Annotated in this window: 14 protein-coding genes and 1 pseudogene; 10 read left to right on the plus strand and 5 right to left on the minus strand. The window is 50.5% G+C overall.

From position 1 onward, the window contains the following. Positions 1-18: 18 nt before the first annotated feature. Positions 19-4,827 carry an Ig-like domain-containing protein gene (locus tag B036_RS0108950; RefSeq protein ID WP_020568366.1) on the minus strand — a complete coding sequence of 1,603 codons (4,809 nt, stop codon included), beginning with the start codon at positions 4,825-4,827 and terminating at the stop codon, positions 19-21. Positions 4,828-5,589: 762 nt separating this feature from the next. Between B036_RS0108950 and B036_RS0108955 the strand changes: the two genes are divergently transcribed. Both B036_RS0108955 and B036_RS28640 read left to right on the plus strand, forming a co-directional pair. After that, entirely contained in the window at positions 5,590-6,189 is a 600-nt protein-coding gene (locus B036_RS0108955; protein ID WP_020568367.1) for a DUF6624 domain-containing protein, read from the plus strand. A gap of 31 nt (positions 6,190-6,220) precedes the next feature. Beyond that, positions 6,221-6,652 carry a GNAT family N-acetyltransferase gene (locus tag B036_RS28640; protein ID WP_020568368.1) on the plus strand — a complete coding sequence of 144 codons (432 nt, stop codon included), beginning with the start codon at positions 6,221-6,223 and terminating at the stop codon, positions 6,650-6,652. Positions 6,653-6,923: 271 nt separating this feature from the next. On the opposite strand, the gene B036_RS0108965 is transcribed toward B036_RS28640, so the two are convergent. Further along, entirely contained in the window at positions 6,924-7,502 is a 579-nt protein-coding gene (locus B036_RS0108965; RefSeq protein ID WP_319922326.1) for a pyridoxal-dependent decarboxylase, read from the minus strand. Between the two features lie 122 nt (positions 7,503-7,624). On the opposite strand from B036_RS0108965, the pseudogene B036_RS34550 reads away from it, so the two are divergent. Together B036_RS34550 and B036_RS28645 are read left to right on the plus strand one after the other, a co-directional pair. After that, a pseudogene (locus B036_RS34550) lies at positions 7,625-7,945 on the plus strand (DUF4143 domain-containing protein); the annotation flags it as partial. Positions 7,946-8,528: 583 nt separating this feature from the next. Next, positions 8,529-10,028: a sulfatase family protein gene (locus B036_RS28645; RefSeq protein ID WP_052333939.1), complete on the plus strand. Its 1,500-nt coding sequence runs from the start codon at positions 8,529-8,531 to the stop codon at positions 10,026-10,028. Between the two features lie 177 nt (positions 10,029-10,205). Here B036_RS28645 and B036_RS0108980 read toward each other — a convergent pair whose 3' ends face one another. Then, positions 10,206-11,102 (minus strand): nuclear transport factor 2 family protein, encoded by an 897-nt coding sequence (locus B036_RS0108980; protein WP_020568373.1) that lies wholly within the window; start codon positions 11,100-11,102, stop codon positions 10,206-10,208. A gap of 115 nt (positions 11,103-11,217) precedes the next feature. Here B036_RS0108980 and B036_RS28650 point away from each other — a divergent pair, with 115 nt between their 5' ends. The 3 genes from B036_RS28650 (at position 11,218) to B036_RS0108995 (ending at position 12,737) form a co-directional block, all read left to right on the plus strand. Then, complete coding sequence (locus tag B036_RS28650) at positions 11,218-11,661, plus strand: winged helix-turn-helix transcriptional regulator (protein ID WP_020568374.1); 444 nt, start codon at positions 11,218-11,220, stop codon at positions 11,659-11,661. Between the two features lie 318 nt (positions 11,662-11,979). Next, positions 11,980-12,159 (plus strand): hypothetical protein, encoded by a 180-nt coding sequence (locus tag B036_RS33480; RefSeq protein ID WP_157472090.1) that lies wholly within the window; start codon positions 11,980-11,982, stop codon positions 12,157-12,159. 32 nt (positions 12,160-12,191) lie between these two features. Continuing rightward, positions 12,192-12,737 carry a GNAT family N-acetyltransferase gene (locus B036_RS0108995; RefSeq protein ID WP_020568376.1) on the plus strand — a complete coding sequence of 182 codons (546 nt, stop codon included), beginning with the start codon at positions 12,192-12,194 and terminating at the stop codon, positions 12,735-12,737. A 254-nt stretch (positions 12,738-12,991) separates the two neighbouring features. On the opposite strand, the gene B036_RS0109000 is transcribed toward B036_RS0108995, so the two are convergent. Continuing rightward, positions 12,992-15,985 (minus strand): VPS10 domain-containing protein, encoded by a 2,994-nt coding sequence (locus B036_RS0109000; protein ID WP_211217382.1) that lies wholly within the window; start codon positions 15,983-15,985, stop codon positions 12,992-12,994. A gap of 504 nt (positions 15,986-16,489) precedes the next feature. Here B036_RS0109000 and B036_RS0109005 point away from each other — a divergent pair. The 3 genes from B036_RS0109005 to B036_RS31825 all read left to right on the plus strand — a co-directional run bounded on the left by B036_RS0109005 (position 16,490) and on the right by B036_RS31825 (position 18,913). After that, the gene (locus B036_RS0109005; RefSeq protein WP_020568378.1) at positions 16,490-17,371 is read left to right on the plus strand and encodes a nucleotidyltransferase domain-containing protein; all 882 of its coding nucleotides are present in this window, start codon (positions 16,490-16,492) and stop codon (positions 17,369-17,371) included. Between the two features lie 19 nt (positions 17,372-17,390). Next, on the plus strand, positions 17,391-17,963 hold the full coding sequence (locus B036_RS0109010) for a Cap15 family cyclic dinucleotide receptor domain-containing protein (protein ID WP_211217383.1): 573 nt from the start codon (positions 17,391-17,393) through the stop codon (positions 17,961-17,963). A gap of 89 nt (positions 17,964-18,052) precedes the next feature. Further along, positions 18,053-18,913, plus strand: a complete 861-nt coding sequence (locus B036_RS31825; RefSeq protein ID WP_020568380.1) for a DUF2726 domain-containing protein — start codon at positions 18,053-18,055, stop codon at positions 18,911-18,913. A 261-nt stretch (positions 18,914-19,174) separates the two neighbouring features. Here the strand turns inward: B036_RS31825 and B036_RS28660 are convergent. Further along, positions 19,175-19,458: IS66 family transposase (locus B036_RS28660; RefSeq protein ID WP_020568382.1), on the minus strand; the 284-nt coding region annotated here is incomplete at its 5' end.

Consider the following 19,458-nt stretch of genomic DNA (forward strand, 5'->3'; position numbering starts at 1 on the left):
TCGTCGGACGAGCTAAAATCAGCGAACAATCGTCACGCTACCAGTAACCACCTCAGTCCCGGCACGCTTCAAATCAATGACGAAATAATAGGTAGCCACCGGAAGCGGTTCTCCATTTTTCCAGGTCCCTGGCCAGTCGTTTTGGTATTGTGAGGTTTGATAAACGACGCTCCCCCAGCGATTAAAGACCGTTACGTCCGCATTGGGGTATTCCTCAATATCATCGATGTACCAGGTTTCATTAAGGCCATCTCCGTTGGGCGAGAATATTTGTGTCGGATCAATGAGGTAGATCAGGTCCACTTCTACGTCTACTTCCTCCAGGCAGTTGTCCGTCACGACCAGCGCGGTGAAATAGGTCGGCTCGGTGGGGCTCACGACGAGGGTCGTGCTGTCTGAATCCATGACCATACCCGTTTCATCCGTCCATTCGATGGTGTAACTGGTGTTTGCCGGAAACGTAGACACCCCAACCTCAATGGCCTGGGAATTCCCCTCGACCACTTCGTAAGGGCCGCCCGGTACGGCATCAATTCCGGCAACGGTAAGACTAATCGGAATGCGCGGTCCGGCACAACCAGAAATATTCTGGTTTACCCAGAATTGATAGGCCTGGGCCACGTCGGTATAGACTAGCGGCGAAGCTATACTTCCCGAATCTGCATTGGCACTTGCGTGCCAGCGCAGGCCTTCGCCGGTCACCAACCCAGCGAGGTCAGGGGACGGATCACCCACGCACAGGTCGGTCGGGTCCATGAGGTCGGGGGCTTCCGGGATGGCATTTACGACGAACCCAACTTCCACGCGGGGGCTTTCACAACCATTTTCGGACTGACTCACCCAAAAGGAATACACCTGCGCTGATTCGGAACTGGTGGTCGGCACGGTGCTCGTTCCAACGCCGCCGGTGGGCTCGTTGTACCACTGCAGATTCATACCCGCCACCGCACCTCCCAACTCGTGTGCCTGCGCACCCGCACAGATATCCGGCAGGTCAGCGACGACCTGCGGTAAAGGTGAGGTCGGTAATATCTTATAGGGCACTTCGGCCCGCGGACTCTCACACCCATCAAGTGTTTGGCTCACCCAAACCCCATAGCTTCCGGGAACATCGGTCGTTGCGATGGGGATGGTGTTGCTACCGCTCCCTCCGTCCCGGTTCTGGTACCACCTTATGTCGGTGCCCGTTACCATAGCATCCAGGTCGGGTGCTGCGGTACCTACGCATAATTCCTGCGGTTGTTGGACTTGGGGCGCGCTCGGAATTGGGTTGATGATAAACGAAACTTCGGCGCGCTCGCTTTCGCAACCGGCCACGGTTTGGCTCACCCAGTTGGTGTAGATGCCGGGCGCAGCGGAATTTATGGCTGGCGGCGTATCTGCGCTGGTTCCGGCCGTGGCATTCGAGTACCAGCGTAAGTTGTCGCCACTTACTGCCCGGGCAAGGTTGGGTACCGTGCCTCCTGCACAAAAATCAATTAGGTCGGCAACGGCTGGCGTATCCGGTACGGGATGTACGGTATACTGAAGCGGAAGGCGTTCGCTCTCGCAGTTGTTTTCGGTCTGGCTGATCCAAAATGTGAAGGTACCCGTGGTGTCCAGACTTGCGGCCGTAAACGCATCCGTGGCTACCAGCGTGTCTTGGTCTACATACCAACTCAACTGCTGACCAGTTGCGTAGGTGGACAGGTTAAGGGTGCCGTTGTCCCGGCACTGGTCAGCGGGGTCGGTAATCGTCGGTGGCTGCACCTCGGGCTGGACGGTGTAAGTAACCTCCGCGCGCGGACTTTCGCAATTGGTGCTGGTTTGGCTGACCCAGACGGAATACGTTCCGGGAGTATTTGTGTCAATATTTGGCGCCGTAGAACGGCTTGCTCCCCCGGTTTCACTCGGGTACCACAGCAGATCCGTTCCGGGCACCCTTGTAGTAAGGTCTGGCGGAGCATCTCCGAAACAGATGTTTGTGGGAGGTAACACTTGTGGTGGAGCACTCACGTCAATTACCGTATAGGAGACCAGCACGCGTTCACTTTCGCAGGTTGCATCTGCGCTGCTTATCCAGTGCTGAAAGGTCCCCGCCTGAGCGGTAGAAATCGCCGGCGTCTGATTACTCCCGGTACCGCCGGTTTCCTGATCGTACCAAATTATGTTTGGTCCCGTGACAAAGGAAGCCAGATCGGGCGCAGTTTCGCCTTCGCAAAGGTTTGGTGTCGGAGTTACGGACGGCGGGGCGGGCAGTTCAACTACGGTATAGGTGAACGGCGCGCGGGGGCCTTCGCACCCGCTGATGGTCTGACTGACCCAGTGGCTGAAGGTGCCCGGCGTATTGATCGGCATGTCCGGTGCGTCAAATCGCCCCGAATTATCGCTGGGAGAATCGTACCAGCTTAGCTGTTGGCCACTGACGTAAGTCGTAACGTCGATCTGGTCGGCTTGCCGGCAAAAATCGGCTGGATCACTTACCGTTGGTAGGGGGATGTCCTGTTTTATAACCGGAATCATCAGGCTGACGGTGTCCTTACAGAAATACTCGGACGTTAATACTAACATTTGGGTCCGGTCCACATCCTGTAGACTCAGGGCCGGCTCCAGGCAATCATCGCAGGAGAGTCCGGTAGCGGGCAACCATTCAATGCCGGTCAGGTCTCTGCCGTTGCTGTGTCCGGCCCTTAGCCGGACTTCCGTAAACTTGCAGGCTACGTCATCCACCATTTCGAGATTCGCCCGGAATTGAAAGTCTCTTTGGCCAGCCTGGTTATTCCCATAATTCAGCTCATTGAAACCGGTAGGGGGGAATTCGGAATTGACGGACATAACGTTTAAATCCGATGCAGGCCAGGTAATGGGTATGGGGACGTCCGCATCGGCGTTGAAAACTGCCCAGACCTGGTCGAGTTTGGGTTTGCTGGCGGGTACGATTGCGACAAAGTCCACCCGGTCATCTTTTCCGTACACCACTTCGTCCAGGTAATAGGTCCCCAATACGGTTGGTGCCGGCGTAGCGCTTCTCGGGTCTTCATCAAAGAAGGTAACCGGCATACCCACGCGGATGGTATCGTACCCGTAGTTGTCCATACGGAAGGACACCCGAAGGCTGTCTTCCCTATAGCAATCTACCCGGTTGATGCGTAAATGGCCGTCGATGGTAGGATCAACCACCGGTAATTTAAATGGCCCCATGGTATCGGTACACATCGCTCCGTTTCGTGCGATCAGCGTAATGAAATAGTCGCCTGGCTCCAGGAAAGTATGGTTCAGGTCGGTTGAGTCAGAAAAGAAATCGGGCTGGGCCGGTGCCATGCTGTCGTAGGGCTCGTGTACGACGGTCCATTCAAAGGAGGTGGCATTGACGGACCGGTTAGTGAAAAGTACGGAGTCGATCATTTTTCCCCCCGGTTGCTTGGCGGCAATGAATCGCACGTTGGGCGTAAAGCGGGCGTCGATCGCCAGGCAGGTAACGCGTATCGTTCGGGAATAGGAAGTATAGCAATCCGGGTCCGCGCTGTTCCAGGCTTTCAGGTAAACCCGGAACTTTCCCGTTTCGGAAAAGGTATGCGTTAAATCAGGCGTGGTCGCCACCGTTGACGTGGAGGGGGCGTAGCCTTCCAGCCAGGCAATGGAGTAGTTGAAAGAAGGGCTCCCCATGCGTTCTACGTACCATTCGTACGTGTCTACCGAATCGGTACCGGTGATCGAACTGGTAAAATCGTAAGGCACGTTGGGTTCCCGGTAGCGCTCGTTAATGTCAAACGAAATATTGAAGTCAGCCGTACATGGTCGGTTACAGGCATCATTGTTACTGGGGGCTTCTATGGCAAGTTGGTTTCGATAGTTGTCGATGACGAAATGCATCTTATCGGCCTGGCCCTGGGTGAATTCATTGGGGCAGGAACTGTAGTCCATGAAATTGGACGTCATGTCCGGTACATCAGTGGGGAAGAAACCATTACTGTAGTTGGACAAGGTATCGGTATCACAGCTGTTCTGGTTACAGCCCGCCCGACTGTTGTCGGGCGGCGTATCGCAAATACCGTCCCCGTCGACCAGGCAGTCATTATTGGAGCAGCCACCCGCAAAGGTGTGCGCTAAACTCAGGTAATGGCCGTTCTCATGGGCGACCAGGGCTGCGCCCAGGCCAACCACGATCACGCCATCCGTAGGCGCATCGGGACCCACTACGCCGCCGGGCCCGCCGGAATAACCTCCTAAGCCACTGTCCCGGTCCCAGCTGGTACTCCCCCGGTAGCTTTGGTCTATTTCCGTGTCGATGCCGCTCGAAACTACCCAAATGTTCAGGTATCGACGAGGGTCCCACTGGCCCTGTGTTTTTAGTTTGGCGTCCTCCAGGTCCACATCCATGCGGGCGTAGTCCGTTTCCCATCGGACGATGCCGTTGGTTAATCCGCCGTCTGGTGCCCGCTGTGCCAGACAAAACTCGATCTCGGTATCTACTCCACGGGTGCCGATGCTGAAGTCGCCACCGTTGGGATATTTTTGAGAATGGGTGTAGGCATTATTCAGGGAGGCTACGGCATTAACTACGGCCTCGTCCGATATGCCCGGTACGTCTTCCAGCAGGTGAATGACGATCGGAAGAGTGCGGGTCGTCGGGGCCTTCGACTGTTTTGACGCAGCTTGCTGCCAGGCTAAAAACAGGTCGGCTTCTTCCTGTTTTTCTTCCCGTGACCTTTCTTCAGCAGGGCCGCAAAAGGCCTGGTTGCTAATGCGAAAGGCGGTTGAATCACCTGGCGGGGTTTCCCCCTGGCTTTGGGCGACTAAAAAAGCCAGGTACTGAAAAACGAAAAACAGTGTCAAAATCCATTTCATATAAAGCGTGCGTTTCTGTTTTGAGTAAAAAAAGGTCGGTTTTGATGCGTAGCGTATCCTACCTCCAGCTGCATTTATGCACTGGGGGAATAGGTGAAAACGGGGTAGGGGGAAGGATTACACCGCAGGTAGGTACTTCAGAATATTGTCCGAACTAATGGGAATACGATATGGTGTCGATGGTCTTTGGGCAAAAGAAGGGACCTCTTCAGAGCGTCAGCTTGGTAAGCTCATAACACGCAGAAATGTGAAGATTCAAGATCCCATGGCATTGTTTCCAACCGAAAAACAACCTAAAAAATAAGTAACTAATGTTTAAAACGACTGGAGTCTAGCTGATCGAAAGTACCTGAAAAGCATTAACTGTTCCCACATCGAATCCTGTGGGTACGGAAAAAACGCTCAAAAGCATTGTTGTTATTGTCGACCACTAAGCTGTTTAGTGTACGGTGCTTGTTCTTTACGGACCGGCACTGAGTTGCAGAATGAGTGAGTGGTAGCTGCGGCATCAGTGATTCACCAATTCACCAACTCACTTTCTGGGCGGGGCCGCAGGTGCAAAGGGAAGGACAAGTGCAGTGCAACATAAATGTATCAACCTAATTGACGCTGGTTAATTTTAGCCTTCAATGATGAAGTCCCACTCGCCCTGAACGCAAAAAAGTGTTGCATTTTTGGCGACGAAACTTATGTTATACCGTACTAGTGCAGGCAGCGCGCACGATGTAGCTCGTCTGAATACGGTGGTGAAAAATTAATAGCATGAACTACGACAGCATTGCCACGCAAATAATTGGTTTGAAGAAGGCGGACTTAGCGCTTCGAAGCAGGTTAGTTCGGGCAGGACAACTCAACGAAGGCTACCACCCAGAAATGGAAGCCCTGCACGTTAGGAATGCTGATACTCTAAATGAGCTAATCGATGAAATTGGCTACCCGACAGTTAATAAAGTAGGGGAGGAGGCCTGCAGTGCCGCCTGGCTGGTTATTCAACACGCCATCAGTAAGCCAGGCTTTATGAAGAAGTGCAGGAGACTATTAGAAAAGGCAGTCGCCGAGAAAAAAGTTCCTGCCCAAAACTTGGTCTATCTGACTGACCGGATTGACGTCTTCGAGGGGAAGCCGCAACAATACGGTACCCAGTTTGACTGGGATGAAAACGGAGAGCTAAGCCCAAATCTCTTTGACGACTTAACCAAGGTGAACGAAAGAAGGAAAGCTGTAGGGCTAAACACCCTTGAAGTGCAAACATCCCTCATCCGAAGACAGGCAAAGGAAGAGAACCAATCTCCACCAATAAACCTGGAAAGCAAAAAGGCGGCCTATGAAAAATGGAGAAGAAAGGTCGGCTGGACAGTCTAAAACTGATATTATTAAGCAGAATACATGCCTCATGGAATTTCGAAAATTCACAGCAGCAGACTACCCTGATTACAGTAGCTGGTTTAATGATCCTCAACTTCAACGGGCATTAGGACCTATTGACGAAGAGTGGTTGAACCACATACTCAACGATGACGAAGAAGGCATGGAACTAGCGGTATTCTTGGATTCAAAACTGGTGGCTGTAGTCGGTATCACACTCCCGCATGATCAGTACGATTATCGCGTGATAACTGGTATTGGCGTTAAGCCCGCTCTACGTAATCAAGGATTGGGAAGCAAGGTGTTATTGCAGTTACTCGAGGAAGTGCAATTGGAAGCGGGCTGTTTTTGGGTGAGTTATGTGGAGAAGTTCAATTTTTGCGGGCAGGCTTTCTTTGAGAAGCATGAATGGATGAAATTCGAAGAAGAAGAGATGTACAGGTATACGTACAGCGGGTGAAATCGATTTGCTGCAGAACAGTGGGAGGGCAGGAATACTGAATTACTGCGTCGTGAATAAGTCGATGAAATGTTTGTCCCCTGCGACAATTTGGTCTAAGCCCATACACATCATTCTAAAGCGAAAGCAGTATTCCCCCTTGCCCTAAAAACCACCCCTGCACCCGCGTCCCCGCCCAAAAAATGGCATTAAAATAGGCGTGCGCTCCAAAACCTGGTGCGCACGCCTCAACTGTTATAATATTCAGCGCTGACCTTTTACCACCACGCGCTTAAGCTACTTCTGCTAATTCAGTCAGGTCCGAGGTCTCCCCAACGAATGTCTCCAGGACCTCAAAGAAATTCAAAATATCCGCCGCCGTATTATTAGCATTAACCGTCACTAAGCGAACGAAGGTATCCCCACCAAAAGAGCCAAAGCCTACGACCGTAACCTGGTGCTCGTAGAGTGCCGTACAAAGCGCCTTCGGGTCAATGTCCTTATAGTTGAAGCAAATGGAAACGGAATCGTCGAAGCTGTACAGGGTATAGTCGGGGTTACTTCTGATGTAGTCGAGCGCAACGTTGGCCAATTCAAACTGGTGGTCGATGATCTGCCCCAGGCCGTTGGTGCCAACAGACTTCCACAAGGTCCAAAACTTCAGGGCATCGTTTCTTCTGCCACATTGGAACGACGTTTTGCCCAGGTTGAAATCGTCACCGTCGGTTTGGTACAGGTAGGAGGCGTCATTGCTGAACGAATCATACAACCGCTTCTTATCCTTCCCCTTAGCCTGCTGCAGTGCGCGCGCCAGATGTTTCTGCGGTGCTTTTGGGCGCGGCCGCAGGTGCAGTGGGAGGTTTGGGGGCAGGGTTTTGCTTTGCTTTACGTCTCTCTACCCCAAACGCCTGGTACTAACCCAAATCCTAAGACGGGGTATACTGCTGACCATCTTTAGGGAATGTATAGACATTTCCTGACTTCTACGACAATGGGATTAGAAACATCATCGTAGGCGCGGTCGCTAACGTGAGCGCCAGAACTGACATTGGTGCGCTTTGGGAAAATTTTCTCGTCTCCGAAAGAATCAAACAGAATAAATACAAGTTGACACTAGCCAAGTCTCATTTTTGGAGGACCACCCAACAACAGGAAATTGACTACGTAGAAGACGTCGGAAATTCCCTGAAGGCCTTTGAATTCAAATGGAATCCCAAAAAGAAAGCCAGAATATCGAAGACTTTCACCAACCAATACAACGCTGAAGGTTCTGTTGTTAATCGAGATAATTTTAGATCGTTCGTGATCATTTGAATTAAGTCATCCAAGCGTGTGCATAACTAAATGCACAACCTGCTAGTGCCGGGCTTCACTCATTGCCCTGACCTTGAGCGCCGGTAGTGCATGCGGTGGCAAGGCAGCAATACCGGAGCTTAGCCGTAGCTAAGTGAGGATATTGCTAACGTCGCCACCGTGCGGAATAACCAGCTGAAGCCCGGCACTAGTGGGTGAGTCCGGACGCCCGCAGGTCAACCAACCCCCTCCGCTTCGCTTCTGGGTTTGGCTGACGCTAAGGGGTCCTAAGCGAGTCGAGGACTCCATGGCGTCCCGGGCCCTGAAATTGCGTAGCAGTTAAGGGGCTAAGGGACCCGCGGGCGTCCGGGCTGGAAAGCTTCAATTTGTGCAATTTGTTATGCACACACACTTTGTCAGTGAATTTGCACCACCTGGAAAACGAGCTATCTTTATCGTGAAGAGGTCTATTTCAGGTGCCTGTAATCGCTGTGCGATGAAGGTTGTTAACCTCAGCTAAATCATTGGCCTTGATCAAATTTTCGATCGCGCTGAAGCTGTAATAAAATGCTTGTTGTCTGATACCATAATTTCGTAATTAATGATGAGAGCCGTACTATTTACATTTGTTTTCTGCTGTTGGATTCCAATAATCCAGGCATCCCCGATTGAAAAGGATACTTTAAAAAAGAAGCCGAACATCGTCCTGATCATGTCGGACGATCACGGACAGTGGGCAATGGGGTGCTCCGGGCAAGAACTTATCCGCACCCCTAACCTGGACGCTATGGCCAACGCGGGGGTGCACTTCACCAACGCGATGACCGTCGCCCCGGTATGCTCTCCGGCGCGCGCTTCCTTTTACACCGGTCGAACGCCTTCGCAGCACGGGGTGCATGATTTCCTGTCGGACGGTCCGGGGTATAATTCAAATTGGCTCAAAGGGGAGGAATTGCTTTCCGAAAAAATGCAGCAACTGGGCTATCGGGTAGGACTGTTTGGCAAATGGCATTGTACCACCAATAGCCCTGAGCCGCAGCGGGGGTTCGATCAATGGCTGAGCTACGTGGTGAAAAACGGCGAGTGGATAACGCAGTACGCGCACAGTGGCACGGTTCACTTTTCGGACAATGGCGTAGCTAAAGATTACACCGGGTTCCAGGCCAATTTCCTGACGAGTGCGGCCATAGATTTTATGGATGAAAAGGAAGACAAACCATTTTTCATCAGCCTCAACCTTGTGGAACCTCATTTTCCCTTTGAAGGCCTTCCGGAGAGATTGGTGGAGTACTATCGGGGCGTTGCGCAGAAAATAGTACCTGCAGGATCAGCCTCTGAAGCCAAAGTGGTCCGCGATTTTGCCGTTGTGGGCCGGGACCACAATGAAAAACTGGCGCAATACCTGGCGGCGGTATCCCTGATCGACGAGCAGGTCGGTAGAATGTGGGAAGGCCTGGAAGGACGCGATCTACTGGAGAACACCATTTTCGTTTACACCTCGGACCATGGTCACCTGACGGGGCAGTACGGCGCTTATGGTAAGACCAATTCTACCCAGCCCTTCAATTTTTATGAAGAAAACATCAGAATTCCACTCCTTGTCATGGGACCCGAAGAAATGGTCTGGCCGGGACAAGTGCGTAATGAATTTGTGGATTTATGTGACCTGCACCAGTTTTTCCTCGACGTTGGGGGCGTCGATCAGAACGTGAAGCACGATCCGAAAGACGGACCGGGACGTTCCATTACCCCCTTAGTGATGGGCGAAAGAAATGCAGACTGGAGGTCTTTCCAGTGTTCAGAACATGGCAACGGTAGAATGATCACTGACGGCAGGTGGAAACTGGTGCGTTATTATGCGCAAGACCCTGCCGAAAAACCAACCGACTATTGGTACGATTTGTCCCACCCATTTGGGGAAGCCCGTACGAGCCCTCCGCCCCGGGAAGCGGTCAAAACCCTGCTGGTGAAGCAGCTGGAGGAGTACTTTAAAACCTATGAAAATGAGGCGCATAGCGGAAGGCATGTCTGGAGTCAGCCACCCTGCAATGGGGGGGAGCCCTGGCGGACTGAGCCTGTGCCGGTGCGGCGGTTCTCTCATTGATTTTTCAGGTAGGGCTGGCGGTTTTAAAATCTCCTACGCGCTGTACTTCGTACTCGGGATGACCCATGTTTCAAACGGTCGTTAGCCCAATTTGAAAAGTTTTGTTTCGCTGCTACTTCGTAGTCTCGAAGGTCCTCTACCTTAGACTACTCCGCTGCCGCTCCGGGTACCAAGTGGTCAGAAATTGAACATGGTGTTATCGTTCGCCAGGTTCGCGGTCGGGATTTCCTGAATGACGTCCCAGTGCTCCACTACCTGCCCGTTTTCCATGCGGAACAAATCGTAGAACACCTGCTGTTTCCCACTCCATTCGCCTTCACTCACGATCAGGACAAAGTTGCCTTCCCCCAGCACCTTGTGGATTTTGGTGTACTTGAACATATTGTTTTGCTCGGTCAGGTACTGTACCGCTTCGACGATACCGCTCAGGCCGTCTTTGATGCCCGGGTTGTGCTGGTCGTACTGTTGGGCACTGATGTACTCCGTGATCTTACCTGGGTTTTTGCCCATCAGAACGTCTTCGATCAGTGCTACGGCCAGGGCCTTATTCTCCGCTGTTTTGTCCAGGTCTGTAATGGTGGTCGGGCCGTCCGTTTGCGTTCTCCCGCTGGCCGTTTCTTTTACTACCGGGGTCATCGCATCCCAGTGTTCCGCTACTTTGCCGTTTTCATCGACACGGATGATGTCGAACGAGACCATCTCGTCGGCACCAAACGGTTTGGCGTTTTTCCAGACGTTGTGCATAAAGACGTAGTTCCCGTCCTGAAACATGCGAACGTTCTCGGCGGTCGTACCGTTTTCCTGCAGCATAGGTAGCATTTGGATAAATGGTTCCAGCCCCGTTGGCAGGAATGGATTGTGCTGAACGTAATCGGCGTTGGCCAGTTCGCGCATGGTGCTGGGGTTGTTAGTTAGTACGGCACCTAAAAAGGTGCCCACGGTTTCTTTCGTACTCATGGTTGGCGTTTTTGGAGTGGAGTTTTCGGTTTGGTTGGTACTTCTCGTCGTAGTGGTTGCCGGGCTGCACGCTACGAGAAGGCTGGTGAGCAGTAGGAGAATGATGGAGTTTTTCATGTGTTGAATTATTATTACTTTTGTTTCGAAAGCAAAACTAAGAGTATAACTTGCAAAATGCAAGTGATTTTAAATTCAATTGCGTTTTGCAAGTAAAAATTAACATTGACTTAACATGGACCGTAAATTTCGTTGCGACTGCCCGATCACTTCCGCCCTCGATATGCTGGGCGACAAGTGGATGTTGGTAATCATAAAGCAGATGCTGATGGAGGACAAGCTGACCTTCAAAGACTTCACGGAAAGTGATGAAGCGATTGCCACTAACATTTTGTCCGCAAAGCTGAAGCTGCTCGAAGAGATAGGACTCCTCACAAAAGCCAAACTGCCGAACAACAAAAAGACGAACCTCTACCTCCTGACCGAGAAGGGCTTGTCGCTAACGCCCATTATCGTGGAACTCGCCAAGTGGAGTGACAGTTATCTCAGGGACCTTAATCCGTCCATCCGGAATGGTGAGGGAATGGTGTTGCTACGCAATGACAAGGCGGCTTTTGCCGACGCGTTGGAAAGTGCATACCGGGAGAAGTTGGCGGGGATGGTGTTTGTTAAGTCGTGACTTGTTCCTTGCGGCGACTGTTTAAAGTATTCAGAGGATCTTTCCACCCGGCCGCGAGCTGGAGGCAAGCGCTCCGCGCGTAGTCATCTGAAGCCGTCAGTCTATCCAGAACTTGTTTCCACGTTCAATTTGAATTGCGGATTTGGACGGATTTCACGGATCGACACGGATTGGATGGGAGAAGATCCGCAACGCATCTGCCCGAAACAAAGGTTTTGCTACGCTATATTCATAATTTACTGGACCATACCAGCAGCCAACCCTGAGAAGTTACGCATACAGTATGGGAAGTGGTTCTGTATGCGTAAACTGCATTGGATGCCCAACTTCTGGAGCGGGGTTCGTATTTTGGCGGGGTGTTTGTACTGGATAGAAGCCACCGACAAAAACATCACTTGGGGAGCTATGGAATTTTTCCGATTGAAAGATGGAATAATTACTGAAATATGGGAAAGTTGGCCTCTTCACGATATGACTGACCTGCTTACTTCAGAATAACTTCATATAAACTAGAACAGAACAACTAAGGTATGGAAGTTGAAGAATTAGCAACATGCAGGTTAAAATTACGAAAACTTACTCCGGAAGTATTTGATTATATCTATCGTGATTTCTCTGAAAAGAAACAACTAGCGTTTTTAGGGTTAAAATCAACTGTAGAACTTAAGGTTGAAAAGAATAAATACGAAAAAGGACTTTGGACACACAATAAGAGGTTCCTGTATTTCCAGCTGCTAGATCAAAAATGTATGAAAATAATCGGCTGGTGTGGTTATCACACCTGGTATTTGGATCATGAACGAGCCGAAATAGGTTATGGATTATTTGATGACAAGTATAAAAGAAAAGGATTAATGTCAGAAGCAATGTACCCAATAATTGAATATGGATTTAAGCAGATGAGATTAAACAGGATAGAAGCCTTTATTGGCCCAAAAAACGAAGCCTCAATAAAATTGATAAATAAATTCAATTTTGTAAAAGAAGGCCAGTTAAGAGAACATTATCGTGAAAATGACAGAGCTGAAGATTCGATAGTTTATTCCTTGTTAAGGAAAGAGTATGAAAATTGCTAAAGCAACTGCTTTGAAAAAGCAAAAGAGAACTATCACCACTGCACCCGCGTCCGGGCCAAAGAATGGACGTTTCGTACGGAGGTAAGGTCGAACTCCAATCGGACGAACCTCAGATTTACCAATAATTCAAAAGCGCATCAAAAACAAAGGTAGAGTACCTCCGATCCGAAAGGGCGTTGCGGAGCGACAAAAGCGGGCAAGCATTTTTAGTTGCTCCGCAACCCACGTTAGGGCCAGAGGCCCTCAACCCCAGACTACTCCGCCCCCGGCAACAAAGACATAGCTTTCAGCTTCGCGGCAAACGCCCCCCACACATCAAGCCCAAACCGTTCCACCGCTTGCTCGAAATCCTCGATCAACGCTTCCGCCTGCTCAACCGTCTCCCAATCCTGCGCGGAGGGCACCGTCGTCCGGGACATGGCTTTTTGCTGCGCCTCCCGAACCTTGGAATGCGCCGTAACCGCGTAAGACTGCCAGGCCCCAACCTGCCGCTCCGTAGGCCGGGAAGTCTGTCCAAGCGCCCGCGTCTCCTTTATCGTAGCCAGCATCGCTTCAATGGAATCCGGCAGATCCGCCCACGCCGCTTGCTCAACATCCTCCAGGTACCGCAGCACCTTACGAAGTTTCTCCGCCTTGTTATCCAAACCAGTTAACAGCGCGGATAGCCGGGACGCCTGGCCATCAACCTCCTTCTGATAGGCGTATAATTGCTTGTCCACCTCCGGGTCCAGAGAAAAACGGGGGTCGCTGATCACGGTCACCCGCGTAGTATCCGAATAGTCGCCGGCCCTTACTACGATCTGATAATCGCCGGGTAGAACGGGGATGCCCCGCGATTCTTCGTCTCCCCCGTCGGCGCGTTGCTCGTCCAACTTCCAGGTCAGGTACTGCAGGCCCGGGCCTACGTCCTTCCGGCTAACCGTGTTGATCTTTGTTCCGGATGCATCGTATATGTCCGCCGAAACGGTAGCCCTGGCATTTACATGCGCATTCAGGTAGAAGGGAATCTCCGTGCGCTGAAAGACGCGGTTTTCGCCCTCGAAGGTGGTGTGGAAGCCGGTCCAGATGTTCCCAGGCGGGTTGATGAAGCGGCCCTTGACCTGCACCGCATCGTTCATCGGCATGGCCCTTAACCGTCTTTGCACCCGCGGCCGCGCCACCAACTCCCGCAAGCTCTTCAGATCGTCCAGCACCCAGATGGCGCGGCCGAACGTGCCGATGATGAGGGCGGATTCCCGCCGCTGAATCTTCAGATCCATCGTGGAGACGGACGGGAAGCCGTTGCGCACCTGCCGCCAGCTGCCGCCGTTGTCGCCGCTGACCCAAAGGCCGTTTTCGGTGCCGAGGAACTGCAAATTTGGCTCTTCCGGGTCCTGGATGAAGGAGAGGGCGTACCCCTTCACGTCGTCGCTATCCACCACGCGCGTCCAGGTATTTCCGTAGTCGTCGGTCCGGAACAGGTAGGGCGCGTAATCGCCCCTGCGGTAGTCGTTCACCACCAGCCAGGCCGTGGCGGCGGCGTGCTCGGAGGCGATCACGCGGGCGATCCACGCCTCTTTGGGCAGGCCGGTGACGCGGGCGGTGAGGTTGGTCCAGTTGTCGCCGCCGTCGCGGGTGAGGTGCACCTGGCCGTCGTCGGTGCCGGCCCAGATCAGCGAGCGGTCGAGCGAACTGGGGGCGATGGAGAGGATGCTGTTGTACATTTCGGCACCGGACAGATCGAGGGTCAGGCCGCCGTAGTCGCCCCGTTGTTGCGCGGGATTATTGGTGGAGAGGTCCGGCGAAATGACGGTCCAGTTGGCCCCCTCGTCCGTGCTTTTGTGGACGAACTGGGAACCCGAATACACCGTATTTGCGTCGAACGGATCGCGGGCGAAGGCGGCGTTCCAGTTGAAGCGCAGCGTCTCGCCCCGCGGAGCCGGCGGCTGAACGCTGGAGTAGTAGCCCCCGATTTTGTCGTAGCGGTACAGGTCGCCGTTCTGCGAGGTGCCGTAGCCGGCGCGGGAATCTTCGGGGTCGGGCGAGATGTAGAAGCCGTCGCCGCCCACCAGGTACTGCCAGTAGAGGGTGCGGATGCCGCCGCGCCGCCAGGTGTAGCCCGGGCCGTACCAGTTGCCGTTGTCCTGCATCCCGCAGTAGACGTTGTAGGGCATGTCTTCATCGACGTTGACCTGGTAGATCTGGGCCACCGGCATCGTTTCGGGGAAGTACCAGCTCTTGCCGTGGTCGTGGGTGATGCCGAGGCCGCCGTCGCCGCCGATGATGAAGTTCTGTGGGTCGTTGGGGTTCACCCAAAAGGCGTGAAAATCGGCGTGGACGCCCTTCGTTTCGTCGGCGGGGATCATCGGCGTGGGGTCGAAGGTCCGTCCGCCGTCGTAGCTCAGGTGCAGGGGCTGGTAGATGTTGTAGAGGCGGTTGTGGTCGGCCGGGTCGACGGCCAGTTCCTGGAAGTAGAAGGGGCGGTTGTTGGTGTAGCGCGGGGTGTCGTTGATCAGCGTCCAGTGGTCGCCGCCGTCGTCGCTGCGGTACAGGGCGTTCTTCGTGGCCTCCACCTTGGCGTAGATGCGGTCGGGGTTCGAGGGGGCTATGGCCAGGCCGATGCGGCCCAGGTCGCCGGGGGGCAGTCCGTCGGCGGCGGTAAGCTGCCGCCACGTATCGCCCGCGTTGTAGGTGACGTACAGGCCCGAGCCGGGGCCGCCCGAGGTGAAGTACCAGGGCGTGCGGCGGTGTTCGTACAGGGCCACGAAGATCTTGTTCGGGTTCTTGGGGTCCATCACCATGTCGGCGACGCCGGACTGGTCGTTGGTGAACAGGATTTTGTCCCAGCTCTCGCCGCCGTCGGTGGTGCGGTACAGTCCCCGGTGCTCGTTGGGCGTAAACGGATCGCCCATCGCCCCGGCAAACACCACGTCCGGATCGTCCGGGTGGACCAGGATGCGGTGGATGGTTTTGGTGGCTTCGAGGCCCATGCTTCGCCAGGTCTTGCCGCCGTCGATGGTCTTGAAGATGCCCTGGCCGAGGTTCATCGAGTTGCGCGGGTTGCCCTCGCCCGTGCCCGCCCACACCACCGCCGGGTTGGATTGCTGGATGCGGATCGCGCCGATGTTCTGCGTCGGCAGGTCATCGCCGACGGGGCGCCAGGCCGTGCCGCCGTTTTCTGATTTCCAGATGCCGCCGGAGGCTGCTCCGGCGTAGATTGTTTTGGGGTTGGCCGTCACCGCGTCGAGGGTGGTTATTCGGCCGGACATGTTGGAGGGGCCTATGTTTCTTATTTTTAGGTTGGTTGGTTGGAGTGGGGTTAGTTGGGCGGTGGCGGGGAGGGTGGCTAGTGTTAGGAGGAGGGCGAGTAGTAGTTTTGGCATGGGGTTGGTTTGGGGGGTAATTTAGGGGTTTGGGCGGGGACGCTGGTGCTGGGGGAGGTTTTGGAGGGGCAGGGCTGGAGTGCGTGTTGGTACGTTTAATGTTTATTCTCTGGTATTGGGTTTTGGAGTGTATTTTAGCGGAGCTGGGCAGGTAGGAAAAATGACGTACGTGAAATTGGCTACTGTGAAATTTATTATTACACTTATTGGGCGTAATCAACAATACTGATATCTTAACTTTAAAGCTAATAGTTGTAGACTCTCTATAAAATAATAATTGAGTTTTAAGGATAAATTATACAGATGAATTATTTCTGTATTTAACGAATAGCCGATGAAACAATAACAGAGATCAAAGGTTTCCTTGGTAGTTGTACCAAACAAATTTGAATGCCTAGAATAAGCGAACAAGTACTGGAGAATTGGACTAATCCACCGAGTAACAGCGAAGAAAATAAGTTGAGCAATTCTGAAAGAATGGTGAGAGAAGCGATATCTGCAAGTCCTAATTTGAAATCCAAAACTACAGAAACATTTGGGCAAGGCTCTTATGCAAATAACACTAATGTAAAACTCAATAGCGATATAGATATAAATGTCATGTATAGTGACGGAATGTTTTACGAACTACCTGCTGGTGCATCTAGCAAAGATTATGGAATTACTCCTCACAGCTATACATTTACCGAGTATAAAAAAGATATTTATGATGCCTTAGTTAGTAAATTTGGCGTAAATGACGTTCAGTGGAATGATAAATGTATAACAATAAGAGGCAATACATATAGAGTGGAAACTGATGTTGTCCCTACATGGTTGCATACCCGCTATGAAAGCCCAAACTCGACTGTAGAAGGTTGTAAATTTTTTAGCGACAATGGAAAAGGAATTTTAAACTACCCCAAACAGCATATCCAAAACGGCATTAATAAAAGTAATCAGACTCATAGGAGATTCAAGAAATTGACGCGTATTCATAGAAAATTACGTTATCAATTAATTGATGAAGGAGTTATAGCAAAAGACCCGATTTCATCTTTTCTATTAGAGTGTTTAGTATTTAACTGTCCAAACGATACATTTAATAAAACTAGCTGGAATGACAGACTAAAGAGTTCTATTACCTTTTTATATTTAAGTACTGATGATGCGCCAAAGAGTAACGAATGGGGAGAAGTTTCAGAGTTGCTATACTTATTTAAAGGGCGAAAATGGACACAATCCGATGTAAAACATTACATGGGTATTCTTTGGACATATTTAGAATATTAAAGCGATGGTTACATACAATATGAGAAGTTATGCCTTTGTTTTTCTGGGACTGGCGATAGTAGTATATGGCATAATATTTTTACTAACTCAAGACTTCACAAATATAGATATAGCCTTGGCTCTATCATCTATATCAACGGCTATAGGTATCAACATCCCCATTTGGTTGTTATTTGTTAAATATGGTTGGAAATTAAAAATCTTCCACCCCTGGTTAGTACCTATTCCTAATATATCTGGAGAATGGTCAGGCTTTATCCATACCACTTGGGATGGAAAGAAACTTGCCCCTATTCCCATTAATTTGTCAATAAAACAAACGTTAATGAATATCCAGGTTAGGATGAAGACAGGTGAAAGTAAGAGCAGTAGTATCGGAGGTGCATTTGATATTGATGAAGATCGAGGCCATTCTAGATTGTTTTATTCATACATGAATGTGCCCAAAGAGTCCGTACGGCACCGAAGCCAAATACATTATGGTACTACAAGGTTAGACATTAATATGTCTGATTTATCAAAAATTGAAGGAGAATATTGGACTTCGAGAAAAACAACTGGTGAGATATCTATAACTAAAAAAAATAAATAACACGCACACTACAATACATCCACCGTACATACTCATATCGTTGCACGTCGTTTGTGCCTCCCCATTCGCTTCCACCAAGAAAAGAACCTATGATAAATCAAGAAGAAGTATACAAATGGTTAAGCAATGAAGAGTATGGGAAGTTAATTGATTTACTTCATCGTAACAAAGAAGCGATAAAATCTGATCAAAATTTAATTCATGCCGCCAATATTTCGGTGGCAGAAATATTGCGCGTATCAAAAGGAAAAGAAAATCCGACTGAAGATTTCATATTTATTCTAGAAAAATTAAATATGATTCATGTAGGGAAATTCTTTCAAATGGAAGAAGTACAGCATAAAGAACTTATAGAAATATTGATAAGACTTAGCAATCAAAATTTAAAAAAAGCTTATCAATATGCAAAGGAATATCCGAATGAAAAATTTGCACAATCAACGATTGAAGAGTTCGAAGCAACTCAACCAAAAGAGGTCGTGCATACCCAAAGCGGATATATTAAATTGACTCACAACAATCAAATCCAAGAAGAGGATTGCAGAATTTCGCTGTTTAAATCGAAAGAAGAACAAAAGATGTTTCTTGCATTTAAGAGAATATTTGATACATACCAAATCTACCCCAATGTTGCTTTAAGTAGTTTGATTGATTACCAAAAAATAAAGGAAATGTTGTCTAAGAGTGAACAAAAATATTTTTTTAATGCATCAATAGATTTAGTCGTTTTTGAACCCTTTAAGCAGTATGAACCGATTTATTTTTTTGAATTGGATAGTGTTTGGCACGATGAAGAAGGTGCAATAGAAAAAGATAAAATGAAAGATAGTATTTTCTCAACAGCAGGATTAAAACTCTTTCGAATAAGAGATAAAGAAAACAAAAGAATTAATGAAGAGGAATTCGAAGAATTAGTTAAAGAAGTGAGGTCATTGGTAGAAAATAAATAAAAGGCGAGAAGCAGCCTGAGCGAGCGTAGTCTGCCGTTATACTTTTGCTAAGCTAACCCGCCTTACACGATCGGCTCTATAGGCATTGAACCCAAGCAGCTCCCCAAAATCGTAGAACTGAAAGGGAGAAATCCCATATACTAAGCCGGATAAAGCGATCACCAAATCAAAAAGTCCAGACCAAAATCCGTTAATTTTGGTCAAAATGGAAGTGGTGGTGGGAGCGAATACCAAGTGGTCTGATCGTAACCGTCCGAGCAACTACAGGCCGCCGCCTTGTTTTTCCGCCCACCGCTCCGGCAACAACTCCTCCAACCGATTAACCGGATGAGCACCGATCCTGCCTAAGACGTCAGCCAGCCATTCCCAAGGATTAACGCCAGCATATTTGCAACTGGCGAAAAAGCTGTACATCATCGCCGCCCGTTGAGCGCCCTTATGGGATCCGGCAAATAAATAATTCTTCCGGCCCAGGGCCAGCGGCCGGATGGAGTTTTCGATCAAGTTGTTATCTATTTCAATACGGCCATCGTCCAGGTAATGCC

The organism is Neolewinella persica DSM 23188, assembly GCF_000373105.1.
In the GTDB taxonomy this organism is placed as follows: Bacteria; Bacteroidota; Bacteroidia; order Chitinophagales; family Saprospiraceae; genus Neolewinella; species Neolewinella persica.

What these genes read in the sequence shown, in the direction of transcription:
- B036_RS0109010 (WP_211217383.1), top strand. Translation starts at nt 17,391, where the DNA reads ATGAGAAGTTATGCCTTTGTTTTTCTGGGACTGGCGATAGTAGTATAT.
- B036_RS0109000 (WP_211217382.1), bottom strand. Translation starts at nt 15,985, where the DNA reads ATGTCCGGCCGAATAACCACCCTCGACGCGGTGACGGCCAACCCCAAA.
- B036_RS28650 (WP_020568374.1), top strand. Translation starts at nt 11,218, where the DNA reads ATGGACCGTAAATTTCGTTGCGACTGCCCGATCACTTCCGCCCTCGAT.
- B036_RS33480 (WP_157472090.1), top strand. Translation starts at nt 11,980, where the DNA reads ATGCCCAACTTCTGGAGCGGGGTTCGTATTTTGGCGGGGTGTTTGTAC.
- B036_RS28640 (WP_020568368.1), top strand. Translation starts at nt 6,221, where the DNA reads ATGGAATTTCGAAAATTCACAGCAGCAGACTACCCTGATTACAGTAGC.
- B036_RS0108950 (WP_020568366.1), bottom strand. Translation starts at nt 4,827, where the DNA reads ATGAAATGGATTTTGACACTGTTTTTCGTTTTTCAGTACCTGGCTTTT.
- B036_RS0108995 (WP_020568376.1), top strand. Translation starts at nt 12,192, where the DNA reads ATGGAAGTTGAAGAATTAGCAACATGCAGGTTAAAATTACGAAAACTT.
- B036_RS0108980 (WP_020568373.1), bottom strand. Translation starts at nt 11,102, where the DNA reads ATGAAAAACTCCATCATTCTCCTACTGCTCACCAGCCTTCTCGTAGCG.
- B036_RS0109005 (WP_020568378.1), top strand. Translation starts at nt 16,490, where the DNA reads ATGCCTAGAATAAGCGAACAAGTACTGGAGAATTGGACTAATCCACCG.
- B036_RS0108955 (WP_020568367.1), top strand. Translation starts at nt 5,590, where the DNA reads ATGAACTACGACAGCATTGCCACGCAAATAATTGGTTTGAAGAAGGCG.
- B036_RS28645 (WP_052333939.1), top strand. Translation starts at nt 8,529, where the DNA reads ATGAGAGCCGTACTATTTACATTTGTTTTCTGCTGTTGGATTCCAATA.
- B036_RS31825 (WP_020568380.1), top strand. Translation starts at nt 18,053, where the DNA reads ATGATAAATCAAGAAGAAGTATACAAATGGTTAAGCAATGAAGAGTAT.